Source organism: Streptomyces sp. NPDC005195 (assembly GCF_040608315.1).
GTDB classification, from domain to species: Bacteria; Actinomycetota; Actinomycetes; order Streptomycetales; family Streptomycetaceae; genus Streptomyces; species Streptomyces kaempferi.
Window position 1 is genome coordinate 1 of sequence record NZ_JBEXHZ010000074.1, and the last position, 17,318, is coordinate 17,318.

20 protein-coding genes and 1 pseudogene are annotated in these 17,318 nt (G+C 69.5%); 9 read left to right on the forward strand and 12 right to left on the reverse strand.

Annotation, left to right across the window (positions count from 1 at the left end):
* The first annotated feature begins 357 nt into the window (after positions 1-357).
* Positions 358-549 carry a DUF6233 domain-containing protein gene (locus tag ABZV34_RS33670; protein WP_356285248.1) on the forward strand — a complete coding sequence of 64 codons (192 nt, stop codon included), beginning with the start codon at positions 358-360 and terminating at the stop codon, positions 547-549.
* A 419-nt stretch (positions 550-968) separates the two neighbouring features.
* Positions 969-1,337: pseudogene (locus tag ABZV34_RS33675) on the forward strand (ATP-dependent DNA ligase); the annotation flags it as partial.
* Positions 1,338-1,502: 165 nt separating this feature from the next.
* On the opposite strand, the gene ABZV34_RS33680 reads toward ABZV34_RS33675, so the two are convergent.
* Genes ABZV34_RS33680 through ABZV34_RS33700 form a run of 5 tightly spaced genes read right to left on the reverse strand, consistent with a single transcriptional unit; the run spans position 1,503 to position 5,570 of the window.
* A complete protein-coding gene (locus tag ABZV34_RS33680) occupies positions 1,503-2,102 on the reverse strand; it encodes a hypothetical protein (protein WP_356285302.1) in 600 nt (199 codons plus the stop codon).
* A complete protein-coding gene (locus ABZV34_RS33685) occupies positions 2,099-3,409 on the reverse strand; it encodes a hypothetical protein (RefSeq protein ID WP_356285251.1) in 1,311 nt (436 codons plus the stop codon). The genes ABZV34_RS33680 and ABZV34_RS33685 overlap by 4 nt, the downstream gene beginning before the upstream one ends.
* Positions 3,406-4,200, reverse strand: a complete 795-nt coding sequence (locus tag ABZV34_RS33690; RefSeq protein WP_356285254.1) for an ABC transporter ATP-binding protein — start codon at positions 4,198-4,200, stop codon at positions 3,406-3,408. Before ABZV34_RS33690 ends, ABZV34_RS33685 begins: the two co-directional genes overlap by 4 nt.
* A gap of 33 nt (positions 4,201-4,233) precedes the next feature.
* Positions 4,234-5,034 (reverse strand): hypothetical protein, encoded by an 801-nt coding sequence (locus ABZV34_RS33695; protein WP_356285257.1) that lies wholly within the window; start codon positions 5,032-5,034, stop codon positions 4,234-4,236.
* A complete protein-coding gene (locus tag ABZV34_RS33700; RefSeq protein WP_356285260.1) occupies positions 5,031-5,570 on the reverse strand; it encodes an RNA polymerase sigma factor in 540 nt (179 codons plus the stop codon). Before ABZV34_RS33700 ends, ABZV34_RS33695 begins: the two co-directional genes overlap by 4 nt.
* Before the next feature lie 265 nt (positions 5,571-5,835).
* On the opposite strand from ABZV34_RS33700, the gene ABZV34_RS33705 reads away from it, so the two are divergent.
* Positions 5,836-6,171: a hypothetical protein gene (locus ABZV34_RS33705; protein WP_356285263.1), complete on the forward strand. Its 336-nt coding sequence runs from the start codon at positions 5,836-5,838 to the stop codon at positions 6,169-6,171.
* Positions 6,172-6,437: 266 nt separating this feature from the next.
* On the opposite strand, the gene ABZV34_RS33710 is transcribed toward ABZV34_RS33705, so the two are convergent.
* Genes ABZV34_RS33710 through ABZV34_RS33720 form a run of 3 tightly spaced genes read right to left on the reverse strand, consistent with a single transcriptional unit; the run spans position 6,438 to position 8,880 of the window.
* On the reverse strand, positions 6,438-6,797 hold the full coding sequence (locus ABZV34_RS33710; protein ID WP_356285266.1) for an STAS domain-containing protein: 360 nt from the start codon (positions 6,795-6,797) through the stop codon (positions 6,438-6,440).
* A complete protein-coding gene (locus ABZV34_RS33715; protein WP_356285269.1) occupies positions 6,794-8,071 on the reverse strand; it encodes a SpoIIE family protein phosphatase in 1,278 nt (425 codons plus the stop codon). Before ABZV34_RS33715 ends, ABZV34_RS33710 begins: the two co-directional genes overlap by 4 nt.
* Positions 8,071-8,880, reverse strand: a complete 810-nt coding sequence (locus ABZV34_RS33720) for an alpha/beta hydrolase (protein WP_356285272.1) — start codon at positions 8,878-8,880, stop codon at positions 8,071-8,073. Before ABZV34_RS33720 ends, ABZV34_RS33715 begins: the two co-directional genes overlap by 1 nt.
* Before the next feature lie 307 nt (positions 8,881-9,187).
* On the opposite strand from ABZV34_RS33720, the gene ABZV34_RS33725 reads away from it, so the two are divergent.
* Positions 9,188-9,664, forward strand: a complete 477-nt coding sequence (locus tag ABZV34_RS33725; RefSeq protein ID WP_356285275.1) for an enoyl-CoA hydratase-related protein — start codon at positions 9,188-9,190, stop codon at positions 9,662-9,664.
* Positions 9,665-10,132: 468 nt separating this feature from the next.
* On the opposite strand, the gene ABZV34_RS33730 is transcribed toward ABZV34_RS33725, so the two are convergent.
* Both ABZV34_RS33730 and ABZV34_RS33735 read right to left on the reverse strand, forming a co-directional pair.
* On the reverse strand, positions 10,133-10,804 hold the full coding sequence (locus ABZV34_RS33730; RefSeq protein ID WP_356285278.1) for a nucleotidyl transferase AbiEii/AbiGii toxin family protein: 672 nt from the start codon (positions 10,802-10,804) through the stop codon (positions 10,133-10,135).
* Positions 10,801-11,262, reverse strand: a complete 462-nt coding sequence (locus tag ABZV34_RS33735; RefSeq protein WP_356285281.1) for a hypothetical protein — start codon at positions 11,260-11,262, stop codon at positions 10,801-10,803. The genes ABZV34_RS33730 and ABZV34_RS33735 overlap by 4 nt, the downstream gene beginning before the upstream one ends.
* A gap of 290 nt (positions 11,263-11,552) precedes the next feature.
* On the opposite strand from ABZV34_RS33735, the gene ABZV34_RS33740 reads away from it, so the two are divergent.
* Positions 11,553-12,080 (forward strand): DUF6207 family protein, encoded by a 528-nt coding sequence (locus tag ABZV34_RS33740; protein WP_356285283.1) that lies wholly within the window; start codon positions 11,553-11,555, stop codon positions 12,078-12,080.
* Here the strand turns inward: ABZV34_RS33740 and ABZV34_RS33745 are convergent.
* Entirely contained in the window at positions 11,967-12,671 is a 705-nt protein-coding gene (locus ABZV34_RS33745) for a response regulator transcription factor (RefSeq protein WP_356285286.1), read from the reverse strand. The two genes, ABZV34_RS33740 and ABZV34_RS33745, sit on opposite strands and share 114 nt — an antisense overlap.
* Before the next feature lie 19 nt (positions 12,672-12,690).
* Complete coding sequence (locus ABZV34_RS33750) at positions 12,691-13,866, reverse strand: histidine kinase (RefSeq protein ID WP_356285288.1); 1,176 nt, start codon at positions 13,864-13,866, stop codon at positions 12,691-12,693.
* 170 nt (positions 13,867-14,036) lie between these two features.
* Here ABZV34_RS33750 and ABZV34_RS33755 point away from each other — a divergent pair, with 170 nt between their 5' ends.
* The 4 genes from ABZV34_RS33755 to ABZV34_RS33770 all read left to right on the forward strand — a co-directional run.
* A complete protein-coding gene (locus tag ABZV34_RS33755) occupies positions 14,037-14,279 on the forward strand; it encodes a hypothetical protein (protein WP_356285291.1) in 243 nt (80 codons plus the stop codon).
* 90 nt (positions 14,280-14,369) lie between these two features.
* Entirely contained in the window at positions 14,370-15,317 is a 948-nt protein-coding gene (locus ABZV34_RS33760) for an ABC transporter ATP-binding protein (protein WP_356285294.1), read from the forward strand.
* Positions 15,314-16,321 (forward strand): ABC transporter permease, encoded by a 1,008-nt coding sequence (locus ABZV34_RS33765; RefSeq protein ID WP_356285296.1) that lies wholly within the window; start codon positions 15,314-15,316, stop codon positions 16,319-16,321. Before ABZV34_RS33760 ends, ABZV34_RS33765 begins: the two co-directional genes overlap by 4 nt.
* A 246-nt stretch (positions 16,322-16,567) precedes the next feature.
* A partial coding sequence (locus ABZV34_RS33770) for a hypothetical protein (RefSeq protein WP_356285299.1) occupies positions 16,568-17,318 on the forward strand: 751 nt, incomplete at its 3' end.

Consider the following 17,318-nt stretch of genomic DNA (forward strand, 5'->3'; position numbering starts at 1 on the left):
ACCCCCGGTCCGGGGTCGGCCCCGGCGGGGGACACGCCCGTGAGTGTGAAGGGCGGTCGCCTACGCGGCGAAAGGCTCCATGAGGCTTCAGCCGAACGATCGTCCTCATGGGCTAGAGGTGAGGCCCGGGGACACTGTCCCCTTCACAACCACGCCTGGTGAAACCGTCGTACGGGGCAGCTCGCCGACACGGACACCCTCCGCACCTACCTCCGCCTGCAACGCGAGGAAGTACAGCGCGCCCTCGCGGCAGAGGATCGGTCTCGCCGACCACAGCGCGCGGCGCGGCCGGCGCTCCCGCCTGCCAGGCCCGCCGAACGGCCCGCGAACGGCCCCACCGGGTCAAGGGCCGGCTTCATGCTGGAGATCAAACGCCACCCCAAAGACCCCAGGCCCGCCGTCCTCCACGTCGACGACTGCACCATGGCCAACCAGAAGACCTCGCCGATCTCCGCAGCCCAGTTCCGTGTCGCCCTCCGCGACACCGAGAACATCGAACCCTGCGGTTTCTGCCGCCCCGAGGACAAGCCGAACGACGGGCCCCCTTGAAACAGGGCGGCTCTTCGTCTCGCCATTGCGCAGCAAGGCCCCGCACCCGGTCTGCCTGTTGCGCAACCGCCCTCCGCACAGGCCGGCTGCGCAACAGTCCACTGCGCAGCACCCCGGCCGGCCATCGACGGCGCGCCCACACCCGGCAGTGGGCATCGACCGTACCGCCCTACCCCGACCACAGACCCGACCACGGCTGGTCACAGCGTTGCGCAGTCAGCCCGCACCCGTGCGCAGTCCGTCTGGTACGACTGCGCAATGGATGGGCGCAGGCAGGGCGCCCACACCGGTGTGGGCGTGGGGTAGCCACACCACAGCCCACACCACGCGCATACGAGGCTCTCCCCTCGTTCGGCGGCCTGATGCTGCACACGCCCGGGTGGAAGAAATCCCGGGTGACGTGGACCCTGCCGCAGCCGATGCTGACCACCCCCGTGCCCGTGCCGAATCTGCGCCCGGGGTGGGCGGGCGAACCGAAGTGGGACGGCTTCCGCACCCTGGTCTACACCGAGGCTGGACGGGTGGTGCTGCGCTCAAGGCGCGGTACCGAGATGGCGCCGGCGTTCCCGGGCATCACGGCTGCCGCAGTACAGCTGCCGGACGCGACCGCGCTGGACGGGGAGCTGGTCGTGTGGGAGGACGGCCGGCTCGCGTTCGAGCGGCTGCAGGGCAGGCTTCAGCGGCGGGGTGCCGCGGCCGCCTGGGCCGCCGAAGCGTGGCCGGCGCACGTCGTCGCGTTCGACCTGCTCCGGTTGTCCGGGACGAACACGACGGCCTGGCCCTACTGGCGCCGCCGGGCCGCGCCAGAAGATCATCCCACCCGGTCAGTCAACGTGACAGCGCCCCTCCGGCTTCTCCCGCAACAACCCGATCGACCCATCAAAGCGCCCTGTACCACGTCAACGAGTCCGACTACCGCAAGCAATTCGCTGATTCATCGACGGTCCCTATGGTCAGCCGTCACACCCAGCTCCGGCTGTAGTACGCGGGCCTCGGCTGACGTAGGCGGCGGTTCCGGCGGCGGTGAGTACCGCTGCGACCACGGCCGCAGGTCGGCTGTCGGAGGCCTGTGTCTGCCAGGTCAGCGCCTCCCCCGCGGTGCCCATGCCCGGGAACACCGCCGCGCCGAGCGTCCACCCGAGAGGCAGGAACCACGACCGAGCGGTGCCGAGCGTGGCCGTCCCCAGGGCGGTAAGGCCTAGCAGGCCGCCCGCGTCGCGGACGACATATCCGAACGGCCCGAACCGCGTGCCGGTGAGCAGTGTGGCCAGCAGCAGCGTGAGTATGCATCCCAGGGCCGTGGCCAGGTGGGACATCCGCAGCCATCCCCACGGCCTCGCTGCCGTGCGGTCCAAGGTGTCGTCGGGGCCTCCGAGCGTGGTGGTGACGACGGCTACCAGGAGCAGGACCGTCAGAGCCAGTACGGTACTGCTCACCTCGTCCTTAACGCTGAAGGCCGTCGCCAGCAGCCACGCGATGGCAGTGCCCGCGACGGCCGCGCCGAGCGCCGCCGGCACCTGGCGCGAGCGGACGTAGAGCGTCAGTCCTGTCATCGGGCGTCTCGGCTCAAGAGGTCGGTGGTGTCCTGGCACTTCTGGGCGGCTTGATAGACGGCGATAACCCGGGCTTCGGCCTCGGCTCGCGGCAGTGCCTGCAGTCCCTTCCACAGCTTGACGGCGTCCGGGTCATCGAATTCGAGGCCATCGGGACCGGCGGTCGGCTCCCGGTCGAGCAGCCAGTAGGCCGCAGCGGTGGCGACTGTGAAGTTCCGGTTGTCTCCGCAGCTGAGAGGGTCGGTGAACACTCCGGTGAGCATCGTCGGTTCGAACCTTCTCGGGTGGGCGAGGTGACCGTGCTTGTCGACCGTGATCCCCATCAGCGCGGTGTCGGCCCGCGACCTCGGTGACGTAGGAGGAGAGAACGTGGAGGTGTCCTCATGTGCCTCGACGATTGATGTTTTCGTCAGGAGTTCCAATGCGTGCCGGGCCTTGGGGGTTACCTCGGGCAGCAACCCTTCGTGCGCCCGGCTGACGCAGACCCGCGGGGTGTCGTCGGTGCACACCAGTTCCTGGGCGACCGGGTCGAGCGTCCCTCGGTCGTAGGCATCGCCGGTCGGCACCACCAGGGCCGTGACCGTGGCCCCGATGGCCAGCGGCAGCAGCGCTGCGAACGCGAACTTACGGTTTTGGACGGCGAAGAGCACAACGCCGGCCACCGCAACCGCGGCCATCCAGAGTGCCTGGGCGGCGCTGACTCCGCCGTCGACAGTGTCGTAGTCGCTGAACATGCTCACCCCCATGGCCGGGGAGAACGCCGCCGTGAATCCGCCGTCCGGAAGGGCGTGGGGCGCGAGGATCAGTAGCGCGAAGCCGATCACGGCCAGCGCGGGTGCGGTGGCGAGCGCCGGCACGAGGCGTCCGACGGCCAACCCGAGCCAGACCGAGGCGATCATCGCGACCAGCCCGACGGCCACGACGGCAAACGCGGCCGGCGGCAGGTAGCGCGCCGTGTCGGCGATCCGTGGTGCCGCCGCGAGGAGCGTGACCAGGTAGGCGACGAGCACCGCCAGGGCCGTCGCGGCCAGGATCGGCAGCATGCGCTGCGGTCTCGGGCGGGGCACGGCGGCGAGCAGTTCGGCGACGTTCGCCCGGTGCTCGCGATAGGACTGCCAGGCGCCGGCGGCCATCGCAAGGGGCAAGGAAACCGCGAGGTATTCGCGCTGCGTCATGGCCAGCGCCATCCACCCCGTGGACCATCGCCCCGCGGTGGCCTGGAGGACGACCGTGCCGACGACGGCGATCAGGAGCGCGGTGCCGAGGGCGGCCGAGCGCCGGAGCTCGATGCCGAGGATGCGGTTCATGAGTTGCTCCGGTGCCGGCGCAAGAGTGCGGAGTAGCCGCGCTCCGCCGGGCTGTCGCCCGCGTCGCCCTGCCCACCACGGGCGATCAGGTCGTCGGGGGTGCCCTGGAAGAGGAGTCGGCCTTCGTTCATGAGGATGACATCGGTGCAGGCAGCGACGACGTCCTCGACGAGGTGCGTGGAGACCAGCACACAGCTGTCGGCGCCGAGGTCACGCAGCAGGTCACGGAAGTCGAGACGTTGTTCGGGGTCGAGTCCGACGGTGGGCTCGTCAAGCAGCAGCAGTTCGGGGTCGTTCACAATGGCCTGGGCGATGCCGGCCCGACGCAGCATGCCGCCGGACAGCGTCTTCATCTTGGCGTCGGCCTTGGTGGTGAGACCCACCCGATCGATCGCGCACTGTACGGCGTCGGGTGTCGCGGTTTTGGGCATTTCCTTGAGCCAGGCCATGTACGCGACGAACTCGCGGACGGTGAACCGCGGGTAAAAGCCGAACTGCTGCGGCAGATACCCCAGTTTTCGACGCACCTCGCGCAGGTCGGCACGGCCGTCCACCTCCCCGCCGAGCAGCGTCAATGAGCCGCTGGCGGGCTTGACGACGGTGGACAGCGCGCGCATCAGCGTGGTCTTGCCGGCGCCGTTCGGGCCGAGCACACCGTGCACGCCGGCAGTCAGCGTCAAGTCGAGTCCGTCGACGGCCAGATGCCGGCCGACCCGGACACGCAGTCCTTTTGCGTGGACGAGCCAGGGATGAAGGGTGGGAGCCGTTTCGGCAGCACGAACCGCTCGCATGGGTTCTCTCCTGTTGATCCTGTTGATGGGGAGTCAGTTACCACTGGTCAGGCGACGGAAGTGCGTGGCGGCGAGCGGTGTGATCGCGGCAAGGGCCACGGTGGCCACCACCCAGTCGACGGTGCTGCCCGGCTGCAGTACCGGGGACAGGGACTGGGCCGCCACACTCGGCAGCAGGACTGCCGCGGACCAGACCACCGCGAGTCCGATCGCCGCGCGCCGTACGCCGATGAGGGCGCCGAGCACGAGGGTGGCCCCCGTGAACGCCAGGCACGGCAGCAGGGTGAGGGCCAGCGAGGACCCGGTGCTCACACCCGCCATCAGCAATGCCGGAAGCACGACGACGAGCACCGCGAGCGTCCGCCGCAGCACCATGGCCAGGCCGGCTGCCGGTGTGGTGGCGATCAGTTCCCAGGCGGGGTCGATCCGCCGGCTCCAGGCCACCGCGACGCCGGGCAGCGGAGCCACCGGGGCCAGCAGCAGCACGAGCGACGGCAGGCTCGGCTCGGCGGAGTCCAGGAGTACGCCACAGCCCAGCACCGCGACGGTCACCGCGAGCCAGGGCAGCAGCGTCCACGCGAGCCAGCGTCGGTGCACGGCCGCTGCTGGTGTGCGTTGCCGGGCCGGCGACGGGCTCGCTTCGATCGCCTGGCCGAGCGAGACGGCGACACGGTCGAGCAGATCCCTCGTGGCAGGGGTGGCCTTGGCGGCCAGTGACTCACGGCAGTTGGCACACGCGTCGAGATGGACCTCGATCGACCAGAGCGCGGCGTCGTCGAGTCCGTGCCCGCCGTCCGCGTAGCGGGCCAGGATCGTGGTGGTGGGATGAGTCATGAGAGCGCCTTCCGCAACGCGATCCGAGCCCGCCGCGCGCGGGTTTTCACCGTGCCCTCCGGCATACCGAGCAGCACCGCCGTCTGACGGACCGACAGGTCGTCGAGCACCATCGCCTGCAGCACCTGCCGCAACTCCGGTGGCAGCAGCAGCAGCGCCTGCTCGAAGTTCTGGTCGACGCGGTTTGCCATCACCTCGTCCTCGGCGGCTGGCGCGGTCGTATCAAGCAGGGCAACGGTCGGCACCCGCTCCTCCCGGGCGCGTCGGCGGAACGCGTCGACGAGACGGTTCGCGGCGATCGCCCAGAGCCAGCCGACCGCGCTGCCCTCGGTCACGGAGCCCGCATAGCTGCCGGCTGCACGCCAGACCGCCAGGTAGGTCTCCTGAAGCACGTCGGCGACGACGTCGTCGTCGGCGCAGCGGCGGCGGAGCCGCACCGCCAACCAGGGCGAAGTACGCCGATACAACTCGTCGAACGCTGCCCGGTCACCACCGGCGACGCGACGCACGAGTTCTGCCTCGTCGAGGTCTGCCATACCTTTCACGATCAGGGAGACGAAACGACCGTCCATTCAGGTTCTCGGACGCTTCGGCGGCTGCCGAAAGCAACAGCGCTTTACGCCGAGCGCGAGGTCGCCCAAATCGCAGACCGGCCCGAATCGCACCGTGGGCAGCTGCCCTGGATCCGCCTCGCGTACGCGGGCCCCGCGCTCGCCGGCGTCGTTACCGGGCGCCAAGTCGACCCTCACTGTGCAGGGGCTCGCCGAGTTTGCGGTTCCCCTCGTACGGTGGAGGGTCCGAGTGTGGGATCGGCACGAGGTCGCCAAGCGGTTCGAGGACCACAAAACCCTCGTTCACCCCGCGCTGGGCCGTATCGAGGTCGACTGCCAGGTCCTGTTCACCGACAACCGCGCGCAGACCCTGCTGGTGATGACCACGCGTCCCGGCACGGAAAGTGAGCTGCCTCAATCATCTAGCCGTGCCTCGCGGTCCGGGCGGCCGGCCTCAACGACCGTGACGTCGTTCGCGGTCAGCAAGCGCACGGCCCCGGCCCCGCGGGCGCCGATCCTCTCACGGCCCGCCGCGAGGAGAACGTCGTACGAGCGCAGTCAGAACCGCACCGCTCCACGGTGCTGATCGGCCACGCACCAGGTGCCCGACAGAAGGCGTCCGGGGTCGTACCGCCACGTCTGGCGATGACACCCCGCGCACAGCTAACCCGACCTGACTGCCGGTGCGGTGCATGGTGCTGGGGTCCGGTTCCGATACCGAGGCGCTGCGGTCTTCATCACGGTGTCCGGTCCGCGTAGTGCGCGGGAGGAAGCCTCAGCGGCTCCAGCCGTAGACGGGTCGCGTCAGGGTTTTGCCTCTTGCTGAGCGGCGGTCGGTGGGTCTTTGGCTGGTCACTCCGAGGTGAGGCGCCATGCGGCTTCGGCGGCCTGGACGGTGGGGTGGGTGGGGAAGACCTGGTCCAGTCCGACGATGCGGAAGGTGTTGCTGACGCGGTCGGGGACGGCAACCAGGGCGATGCTCGCGTGGGCGGCCAGCGCATGGTTGCGGGCAGCGATCAGGACGGTGAGGCCGCTGGAGTCGCAGAAGGTGAGGCCGCCGAGGTCGAGGACGAGCTGCCGGCCCGGGCGCAGGTCGAGCCCGGGGAGCGCGGCGGTGACGTCGGGTGCGGTGTGGTAGTCGAGGTCCCCGGTGAGTGCGATGACCGCTCCGGCGGGGGTGGTGCGGGTGGTCAGGGTCAAGTGCTTGCTCACTGCTGCTCTTCACTGGGGGTTCGGGGCACGTGGATGGCCAGGACGGCGGTGTCGTCGTCGACGCCGGTGCCGAAGGTGTCGAGCAGGTCGCGGACAGCGTTGATGGTGTCCGCTGCGGTGGTGGGGGCGAGTGTGCGGCCGAAGTCAAGGAGTGCGTCGTCGCCGTAGCGTTCTTTGCCGCCCCTGGTCGCGTGGGTGTGGGCTTCGGTGAGGCCGTCGGTGTGCAGGAGCAGGCTGTCGCCTGGGGCGAGGTGGACGGTGGTGGTGGCGATGTGGGCGTCGGGCAGGACACCGATGAGCTGGCCGCCGGGGGTGGGCAGGAAGTCGGCGGTGCCGTCGGCGCGCATCAGCAGGGCGGGCGGGTGCCCGCCGCTGGCCAGGGTGATGTCGAAGCCGCCCCGGTCGGGGTTGGGTGTGAGGAGGCCGAAGACAACGGTGCAGAACCGGGGGTCGGTGCCGTGGTATTCGTGGTTGAGGACCGTGTTGAGGTTGCCCAGGACGGCGGCCGGGTCGGCGTCGTAGACGGCGGCGGCGCGCAGCGTGTAGCGGGCCAGCGAGGTGACGGCCGCGGCGGCGGCGCCCTTGCCGCACACGTCGCCGAGGAACAGGCCCCAGGTGCCGGAGGCCAGGGGGAAGAGGTCGTAGAAGTCACCGCCGACCTCGTCGTCGGAGGCGAGGTGGTAGTAGGCGGAGACGTCCAGGCCCGGCACGTTCACCAGCGTGGGCGGCAGCAGGGTCTTCTGCAGGGTGGTGGCCAGGGCCCGCAGGCGGTCGCGTTCCTGGTCGGCTTCCTTGCGGGCGCGCAGCAGCTCGGTCTCGTAGGCGCGGCGTTCGCGGGCGTCGAAGACCGTGGTGCGGATCAGCAGGGGCTCCCCGTCGCTGCCTTTCTGCACAGTGGAGGAGACCAGGACCGGCAGGCGGGTTCCGTCGGCGGCCTTCAGTTCCAGGGCGATGCCGCTGATCTCGCCCTGCATTCGCAGTGTCGGGGCGAAGTGGGTCTCGTGATAGAGCCGGCCGCCGACGGTCAGGAGGTCGGAGAAGTGCTTGCGGCCGATCACATCGGCGCGCTGATGTCCGAGCCAGTCCAGCAGAGTGGTGTTGACCTTCGCGATACGGCCGTCCAGCAGGGTGGAGAGGTACCCGCAGGGCGCGTGCTCGTACAGGTCCTCCGCGTTGTCCTCCAGGAGAGCGGAGAACGCGGAGAACTCCAGGTCGTCTGTCTGCCCCTCGTCTTGTTGCGGACCGCTGCGTCCTTCGTCGTCGGTCTTGCTCATCACCGCAGGGCTCCCGCGAACGCGGTGATTGCCGCGGCGGTCTCCTCCGGAGCCGCGAGCTGCGGGCAGTGCCCGGTGGCGTTCAGGGTCACCAAACGGCTCCCCGGGATCTGAGCGTGCACGAACGCTCCCACCTCCGGCGGGGCGATGGCATCGCTGGAGCACTGGGCGACCAGCGTGGGCACCGTCACCTTGGCGAGGTCGGCACGGTTGTCGGACAGGAACGTCACCCGGGCGAAGACCCGCGCGATCTCCGGATCGGTACGGCAGAAGCTGCTCGTCAGTTCCTCGCCGAGTTCCGGACGCTCCGGATTACCCATGATCACGGGCGCCATCGCACCCGACCAGCCGAGGTAGTTCGCGTCCAGGGACTCCAGCAGTTCCTCGATGTCCTCGGTGCTGAACCCGCCCCGGTACCCGGTGTCCGGGTCGTCGATGAAACACGGAGAGGGTGCCAGCAGGACCAGCCCCGCGAACGCCTCGGGCTCCCGCACGGCGGCCAGCACACCCATCATGGCGCTGACCGAATGTCCCACGAACGTCGCCGGGCCGAGCTCCAGGTCGCGGCACAGCTCCAGCACGTCGTCGACGTAACCGTCCAGCGACGCGTAGCGCTCCCGGCTCCACGCCGCCAGGTCCGAGTTTCCCGCGCCGACGTGATCGAAGACGACCACCGTGAAGTCCCGCTCCAGCGCCGGCACCACCAGGCGCCACATGTTCTGGTCGCATCCGAACCCGTGCGCCAGTATCACCACTGGCCCACCGGGCCGCCCGGTCACTGCTACATGGTTCCTGATCCGAGCGTCCATGCGGCACATCCTCGCAGACAGCCGTCTGCCCCAAAGGAACCAGAACAACCGTAATGAGGAGACCACGCCGGTGAAAGCTGTGGTGAGGCCGCACCCGCGCCCTCCTCACGACCGGTGACAGCCGTCAACCTGGTGATGTGTACGGCAACGGCCGTACGGATCCGTTACGGGCCTTCGGCAGCGTCCCGGCGCGTACGCCACGCCCTGCCCTGGAGGATGCGGATCCTGCTCATCGAGCCGCGACCGCCTCTGGCAAGACCAGGGAGATGCTCGATCTGACCCGGCGGATCAGGGAGTTTCCCTACCGGTGATCGTCGCATTCAACAGCCCTGTATACGGCGGTAGTTGCGAGATCGTCGAGGCCGCTCCGCTCGCGATCGCCGCGGAGCACGCGACCTTCGCCAAGCCCGAGGTCTCCCTCGGATTTCCGCCGCCCTTCGGCGGCTCTCAGCGGCTGCCGCGCCACATCGGCCGCAAGCGCGGCCCGGAAATGACCCTGACCGGCGACCCCATCCCGGCCAGCCGAGCCGCCGAGATGGGCCTCATCAACACCGTCGTACCCGCTGACGAACTCCTCGACGCCGCCCAGGACTTGGACTCACGGATCATCCGGCACGCACCGACGGACGTAGCAGCCTGCCTGCGCGCGGTCACCCGCGGCATCAACCTGCCGATCGACGAGGGGCTCGCGGTCGAGGCGGCTTGCTTCGCCGCCACCGCGCCCACGGACGCCGTGCGGACCGGACTGCGGCAGTTCCTCGACCGCTCAGCCGTCTCCGGCTGAACCGTTCCACCCCGGCGCACTTGGCTGATGTGTGGGCCTCCCGGTGCCTCGGTCTCACGCACGGCCGCCGCAAGACGGTCCAACCGGGGTCCTACCCGCCCACCGTTCCGGGCCGTCATCCGCACGGCTGAGCGTAGATCCGGTGCACCTCCTGGTCGGACCGCCGGCAGCCTACGGGCTGGCTCCGGGCGACTCTCGTGGATCGCGTGGCCGCCCGTCATCACCACCACAGAGTGAACGGCCCCGGCCCGGATGCGAAGCCCTCCGCACACGACCGTGATCAATCCCGTCGCTGCTTCCTGGAGCGCACGTACTGACACCCGTGTCGCTTTCTGGAGGCGGCCCGCTGCCTCGGAGATCGCCGGCTCGCCGACCAGATCGGCGAACTGACCCTCAGCTTCCGTCGACTTCAGAACACGCATCCTCAAGTGGACACCCGGCGAGGGGTTGTAGCCGGTGGGCGTTCTTTTAATCGAGTTCTTGGTCGCGGAGCAATCGGCGGCCAAGATCGTCGGCCCATTCCTGGGCCCAGGCCATCAGTTCGTCGATCAGTTCGGGGGTCGCACCGTACGCTTCGAGCTCCGCATCGTCGAGCCAGGCCACGGCCGCCAGCCGGGTCTGGAGGGACTCCAGGTCGAAGCGGTCGCGGGCATGGCGGCGTCCGAATTCCTCAAGGTCGGTCGTAGGCCATCGGCGCGAGGCGGCGAAAACGTCCAGGGCGTCGCGGGCCGCGCCCCGCTCGGCGAGCGCGCGGACCTTCGTGCCGATCACGTCTTCCTCTGCGAGCACGGGCCCGTAGGCACAGGAGGCGATCGGTCGGGTGAACACTTCCTTCAGGACGTCCACCTCGCACGTCTCCCGGGTTCCGGAGTGGGTGTCGGTGACGTTGAGGCGCGCGGAGAGTGGGGCGACTTCGATCACCTTGAAGGACCAGCCGCGTTCGGTGAGCCCTTCCGTGAGGGTGCGGATGATCTCGTCCATCGGCGCGGGGTTCTCGGTGGCGACGTCGAGGTCCTGGCTCGGGCGTGCGATGAGCGCGTGGGCCTGAACGGCATAGCCGCCGGTGATCACCAGGGGGTACGGGGAGCCGATGGCCAGGACGTCCGCCAGGAGGCGCGCGTGCAGGCCGGGAAGCCTCACGCGGCCGCTGGACCCTGGTGGGTGCGCGGTCGCCGGGCCGGAGGCTGGGCGGGAGGTACGTCTGCCAGAGCCCGCAGCTGCGAAAACCGGTCCTCCCACACGCCGCGGACGGTGGTCGAGACCAGGGTCCGCAAGGTGGGCCACGATCGCAGGAGGATGTCACGGTTTAGGAGAGCAGACAGGTCCTCACGCATGCCCTCGGCGAGGACGGTGCGGTACAGGCTCATCCGCTGACGTTCGTTGGCAAGATCGAAGACACGCAGCCCGGACCAGACCACGGTGGCCGGTGGTTCCACGACCCCTTCTGCCGGCCCGCGCAGCTCATCCAGTGAATCCGGCAACCGCCGCCGAAACTTCTCCCGGTACAGCTCCAGGTCCGTGCCGCCGGAGCCCACATGCGCAACGACCCTGCCGACCGGGGATGACGCGGGGAGGGGGTGCTGTGGTGTGACGGCCATGCCCCCAATTATGACGGCTGCTGTCCGGCGGCGTACGGCAACACCAAGTTCTGTCGTTGTCACGACCCGGAAAGGTCGGGAAACGTGATGGCCCTCTTCTCGCCAGCAGCGGGACTCCATGTATCTGGGGGAGCAATGCCACAGTCCGCTGAACAGCCGATCAAGACCGTCGCACCCGATCGCCAGCAATCACCAAAATGCCGGGTCGGTGACCCGCAGGAATCACCCCGCAGGTCACCGTGCCGGCAGAAATACAAGGTCCGCGAGACGGGCGAGACGATCGCCCGACGATGACAGCGCTGGCGGAGGAGGCCGGAACGTCGGTCACCGTGTCGGCCCTGCGTCGTGCGAGGCAGAGGAGTGTTTGGGTGCGACCTGCTCAACGTCGATCCACGAGCCAGGTTTCCCACGCCCAGGCGGCGATCTCCACGCGATTGCGGGCACCCGGGCATCGGCGATTTCGGCGTTGGTCAGACCACGGGCGACCAGGTGGACAACTCGTGGTCGACGTGGCAGCCGCCGACTACCAGACCGCCTTCGACTTCCAGGCGGCCCTGACCGGAATGTGGGCAGCCACCTCGGTGGAACGCACCACCCGGGACCCCGGACAGCCCGGCGTGCGACTGCGCCGCTACCTCGACATGCGCCAGCGCCCCAGCCCCTGTGAGCGTTCACGTTTTACGCGACCGTCGACACACTTCTGCTCAGATCAGGCCGGCGCGATAGACCAGCAGCGCGATCTGGACCCGATTGTTCAGTTCCAGCTTGGCCAGGACGTGCGAGACGTGGGCCTTGACCGTCGGGATGCTCAGGTATAGCTCGGCGGCGATCTGGGCGTTCGTCTTCCCCTGCGCGACTGCGAGGGAGACTTCCACCTCGCGTGCCCCCAGCCGGTCGAGCAGTTCCCGCGCGCCGCGCGCGTCCCGCCCGCCCGCCTCCGGCGCCCCGTGCCCGCCGGCGGTGCTGCGTACCGGCCTGTCTGCGGGCTCAGGCCCAGCGACCGTGTCGACGAGCTGACGCAATGGCCCCGGGGAGAACACCGGCTCCCCCGCGGCCGCCCTTCTCAGCGCGGCCACAAGTTCCTGCGGCAGCGTGTGCTTGAGGAGGAAGCCGCTGGCACCCGCCTGCAGTGCACGCAGAACGTATCCATCGGTGGCGATCGTGGTGAGCATGATGATCTCAGGAGGGTCGGTGCGGGCCCGCAGGACACGTGTCGCCTCGATGCCGTCCATGACCGGCATCCGAATGTCCATAAGGATCAGGTCGGGGCGGTGCAGGTCGACAAGACTCGCTACCTCGGCGCCGTCGGACGCCTCGGCCACGACCGTGACGTCGTCGGCCGCCCCCAGCATCAGGCGCAGTCCGGCACGGACCAGGGGGTCGTCATCGGCCAGCAGTACGCGGATCATGCCGACCACCGTACGGTGATCACGTGGTCCACGGCAGCCAGGCCAGCACGCGGTGCCGGTGGTCGTCACGGCCGTGCTCGAAGGTCCCGCCGGCCAGTGCGACCCGCTCGGACATGCCGATCAGGCCCTGCCGTGCTCCGGGCGGCAACGCGGTGGGCGTGGCCGCGGGCAGGTTGTTGCTCACCTCGAGCGTGAGTCCATCACGAGGGGTACCGGTCAGGGCCAGGTGGACCGCCTCACCCGGGGCGTGTTTGCGGGCATTGGTCAGTGCTTCCTGCGCGATCCGGTAGACGGTGCGGCTGGTGAAGTCGTCCAGAGAGTCCGCGTCGATGAGGTCGATCTCGATCTCGACGCACATCCCCGCCTTCCTGTTCTCCTCGACCAGAGGTGTCAGGTCCCGCAGCGTGGGCTGAGGCGGTTCGGTGCCGGCTGCGGAACCCGCGTCAAGGGGCGTACGCAGCACGCCGAGGACGTGCTGCAGGTCTTCCAGCGCTCGGCTCGCGCTGTCCCTGATCACAGTGGCAGCCTCCCTGACCTGGTCGGGAGGTGCGTGGGGGTGAAATTCAAGGGCGCCTGCGTGCACGCTCAGCAGGGACAGCCGGTGGGCCAGGACGTCGTGCATCTCCCGGGCGATGGCCTCGCGCTCCCGCTGTCGTGCCTGCTCCGCGCGGAGCGCGGACTCGCTCTCGGCGCGCATGGCACGCTCCCGGAGCGAGCGTACGAACAGGCCCCAGCCCACGGCGCCCCCCACGAGCAGTGCCCCGGTCACCGCCGACGCCACGTCTGCTGACTGGATCGACCAACGCGTCGCGAGAAACAGAAGGATGGGAAGCAGACTTGCGCCGGTCACCCAGCGGGTGGCCGCAATCGGGCACAGGGCGGCCACGGTGAACAGGGCGATGGCGGCGGCCGGAATGGCGGGCACGACGGTGCTCATCGCCACCAGCACCAAAGCGACGGGTACCGGCCACCGGCGTCGCCCCCACAGGAGCAAGCAGCTCGCGAGCGGCACCAGCAGCCCCCGCGCCTCGAACAGCGCTCCAGGCAAGTGCGTGCTGGTGAACAGGCGGGGGTACAACGACAGGCCGCGATTGCCGGCGGCAACGGTGCCGGCCGTCAGGACCATGCCGACTGCCACGACCAGCAGGTCGCGCCACCCAGCGTGTCGGCTGTCAGCCGTGCTCGTGCGGTTCACGTCTACGAAAGCTACGTGGCCGCACCCGGCCGAGGCGAACGATTCTGCCCCGGCGCGCTACGTTCCCTACCAAGGTATGAGTGCTTTCAGCGGCCCCGACTTTGGTCACCCGTGATGTGCCGACTTTCAGCCGAAGCGGGCATCCTCACCTGCCGCATAGCGTCGTAGCCATGAACCGATCCCCCAACCTGAACGTCGCCGTTGTGCTCCGGCACCCGAAGCGGCTGGCCGCCGGCCTCGCCGGCGTGGCACTCCTCCTCCTGGGCGGTGTGCACCTGGCTGAACGCCTGATCGCGCACCTCGCGTTGTGGAGCCTGGCTGTCCCGGTCCCCGGCCTCTTCCACCTGACGCTGTTCGCCGCAGGTATCGCGGCTGTGGTCCTCGTACTGCGCCGCGGTCACGGAAATCGATGAACTTCCGCACCCCATGCTCGCGGCCCGCCCGCCGGGCCCGAGCAGCCCTGCCCCGCTTCTGCACAGAAGGACCGAACAGGCCCGCATGTCATGACCGACTCTGCCACCAACCATCAGGCCGCCACGCTCGCTCCGGCGATCGAGACACTCGGGCTCGGCCGCCGCTACCGCCGCGGCTGGGCACTGCGGGACACCTCCTTCCGACTGCCCGCCGGCAGCATCTGTGCGCTGGTGGGCCCCAACGGCGCAGGCAAGACGACGCTGCTGTCCCTCGCCGCCGACCTGATCACCCCGACCGCCGGCTCGATCACTCTGTCCGGCCACCGCCCGGACAGCGCCCAGGCCCGTCAGAGCACGGCGTTCCTCAGCCAGCAGAAGGCCCTCTACCCGCGGTTTCGCGTCCACGAGATCCTGCGCATGGGACAGGAGCTGAACCCTACCTGGCACCGTGAAACCGCCGAGTCTGTCGTGGAGGCCGGCGGCATCCCGCTGAACGCCCGGATCGGTACTCTCTCCGGCGGTCAGTCCACCCGGGTCGCCTTTGCCCTCGCCCTGGGCAAACGCCCGCGGCTGATGCTCCTCGACGAACCGATGGCCGACCTCGACCCCCTCGTGCGGCACCAGATGACCGACCTGCTCCAGGCGCAGGCCCGACGCCATGACACCACCGTCGTGATGTCCTCACATCTGGTGTCCGAACTGGAAAGCGCCTGTAACTACCTCGTTCTCGTCAATCAGGGCTCGGTCCGGCTCGCTGGAGAGGTGGACGTCCTGCTCGCGGCCCACCGGCAGCTGACCACCATGACAACGAACCACGAACGCCACCACAAGAACCTGGACGGCCACCAGGTCATCGCGACCTCCAGCGGCCCGGACCGGCTCACCTCGCTGATACGCACGCACCCCGCTCTCCTGGAAAGCCCCGAGGGCCGGCCGCCCACCCTGGAGGAACTCGTCCTCGGCTATCTCAAAACCCCTGACGCTCCGTCGCTGCTGACCGCCAGCGCACGCGTCGACGGCAGCGAGGTGGCGGCATGAGCGCTCTCGCCTCTCCCCCTGCTCTCGGCGGCCGCCGGCTGCGACCCCGACTGAGCGGGCTGACCTGGCTGATCTGGCGGCAGAACCGCACCGCCTTCTGGATCGGCCTGGCCGCCGCAGCCGCCGTCGCCGTCTACGCCGCCGTCCAGCATCAGCATGCCGCTGCCGCCGCGGCCGCACAGCACCTGGACGCCTGCCACGGCCGCGAGACGTCCGCAGCGTGCCTGAAGAGCCTCCTCGCCTTCGAGAAGGAGCACCAGTTCCCGCTGCGGCGACCGCTCCAGGCGATGCTCCTCCTGCCCTTCCTGTTCGGCTTGTTCCTGGGCGGGCCCCAGCTCGCCCAGGAACTGGAATCGGGCACCTACCGCACGGTCACCACCCAGTCCGTGACCCGGACGCACTGGATCGTCGCGAAGATAGGCGTGCCCCTCGCCGTGACCGCGTTCGTCAGCAGCGTGTTCGCCGCAGCCATGACCTGGTGGTGGCACCCCATCGCCGCAGCCCTGGGCCCGCTGTTTCCCTGGCAGGGGTGGTACCCCTTCTACGGTGTGGGTCCTGTCGTCGTGGGCCTGAGCGTTCTGCTCTACCTCCTGGGCGCCACTCTTGGACTCGTGCTACGCCGCACCGTCTTGGCCATGGCGGCGACCCTCGCCGCCGGCGCAGGCCTGTTCGCCCTGCTCGAACAGGTCCGGCCGTACCTGTGGCCGGCTCGCACCGTCTCCGCGCAGCACACATCCGAACCTCCGGCACCCGGTGGCTCGTGGCTATTGCAGGACGGCCCGCTGTCCACCGACGGCCGTCACGTATCCGAGGCCACGGACTGCTACGCGCAGAGCGACTTCCGTCGGTGTCTGACCGAACACGGGATCACCGGTCACTGGGCCAGGTACCACCCCGTAACGGACCTCTGGCCGCTGCAGTGGACCGCGATGGGTCTGTGCTTCACGCTCGGCGTGGCTCTCGTCGCACTGTCCGTGTGGTGGATCCGCAAACACCCGTCCTGACCGCGCACTTCCCGCGAGTGCCATCACCCTGGAGCGGTGGCACACCAGAGGCGCCGGCGTCTGCTCCGGGCCAGTCAGGTGTCCGTCGACCAGGCGCCACAGGCCGTCGGGGTTGTCCGCGGCGAGGGCGTCGGGCAGGAGTGCTCCGGGAAATCCCTGGTAGGTGACAGGCCGCAGGAACCGGTCGATCGCGGTCATGCCGACGGAGGTCGAACGGCTGTCCGTCGTCGCCGGGAACGGACCGCCATGGATGGTGGCGTAGCCGACTTCTTGGGGATGGGAGTAGGCATTCACCACGACGCGGTCGGTGCGGCGTTCCAGAATCGGCAGCAGTCGCGCCGCATCGTCGTGGTCGGGTTTGTCGATGTGCATCATGGCCGTCAGTTGTCCACGGAAGCTCTGAGCCGCTTCGAGGAGCTGGTCGATCCCGGTGAAGCGGACGATCAGCGCGAAGGGGCCGAAGACCTCTTCCTCCAGGGAGGGATCCGCGATGAACCGGTCCCCGTCGACTTCCAGCAGGCGACTCCTGTCTTCCCAGGCGCCCGCGGGGCCCGGCCCCTCGGTGATGACCGCGGCACCCGAGTCGCGCTGCGCCTGGGAGCCGGCCTCGTAGGCGTCGTGGATGCCTGGGGTGAGCATGGGACGGGCAGCCATGACCCGCACGCGCGCCGCGGCCGCCTCACGCATCTCGCTGTATCCGGGAGCGTCGACGGCGAGGAGGATGGCCGGCTTGAGGCAGGCCTGGCCGACGTTGACGAGCATTCGCTCGGCGAAGCCGTCACCGATTTCAGCGCCGCGTGCCGCCGGGGCCGCGGGGAGCACGACGTTCGGATTGACGCTGGTCATCTCGCGGAACACCGGGATGGGGTCAGGGCGCAGCCCTCCAGAGCGGACGACGAGCGGGCTGCGCACGGCCAGGGTGATGATGTCCTGGCGGCCGGCGAGGGGTTCGGCCACCGCATCGGCCGGGCGGCAGGGGCGCGGGGGGGGGGCGCGC

Bases quoted from the DNA above. Each gene is read 5' to 3' on its own strand.
- ABZV34_RS33670 (WP_356285248.1), top strand. From the start codon at position 358: ATGCTGGAGATCAAACGCCACCCCAAAGACCCCAGGCCCGCCGTCCTC.
- ABZV34_RS33680 (WP_356285302.1), bottom strand. From the start codon at position 2,102: ATGACAGGACTGACGCTCTACGTCCGCTCGCGCCAGGTGCCGGCGGCG.
- ABZV34_RS33685 (WP_356285251.1), bottom strand. From the start codon at position 3,409: ATGAACCGCATCCTCGGCATCGAGCTCCGGCGCTCGGCCGCCCTCGGC.
- ABZV34_RS33690 (WP_356285254.1), bottom strand. From the start codon at position 4,200: ATGCGAGCGGTTCGTGCTGCCGAAACGGCTCCCACCCTTCATCCCTGG.
- ABZV34_RS33695 (WP_356285257.1), bottom strand. From the start codon at position 5,034: ATGACTCATCCCACCACCACGATCCTGGCCCGCTACGCGGACGGCGGG.
- ABZV34_RS33700 (WP_356285260.1), bottom strand. From the start codon at position 5,570: ATGGCAGACCTCGACGAGGCAGAACTCGTGCGTCGCGTCGCCGGTGGT.
- ABZV34_RS33715 (WP_356285269.1), bottom strand. From the start codon at position 8,071: ATGAGCAAGACCGACGACGAAGGACGCAGCGGTCCGCAACAAGACGAG.
- ABZV34_RS33720 (WP_356285272.1), bottom strand. From the start codon at position 8,880: ATGGACGCTCGGATCAGGAACCATGTAGCAGTGACCGGGCGGCCCGGT.
- ABZV34_RS33735 (WP_356285281.1), bottom strand. From the start codon at position 11,262: ATGGCCGTCACACCACAGCACCCCCTCCCCGCGTCATCCCCGGTCGGC.
- ABZV34_RS33740 (WP_356285283.1), top strand. From the start codon at position 11,553: ATGACAGCGCTGGCGGAGGAGGCCGGAACGTCGGTCACCGTGTCGGCC.
- ABZV34_RS33745 (WP_356285286.1), bottom strand. From the start codon at position 12,671: ATGATCCGCGTACTGCTGGCCGATGACGACCCCCTGGTCCGTGCCGGA.
- ABZV34_RS33755 (WP_356285291.1), top strand. From the start codon at position 14,037: ATGAACCGATCCCCCAACCTGAACGTCGCCGTTGTGCTCCGGCACCCG.
- ABZV34_RS33760 (WP_356285294.1), top strand. From the start codon at position 14,370: ATGACCGACTCTGCCACCAACCATCAGGCCGCCACGCTCGCTCCGGCG.
- ABZV34_RS33765 (WP_356285296.1), top strand. From the start codon at position 15,314: ATGAGCGCTCTCGCCTCTCCCCCTGCTCTCGGCGGCCGCCGGCTGCGA.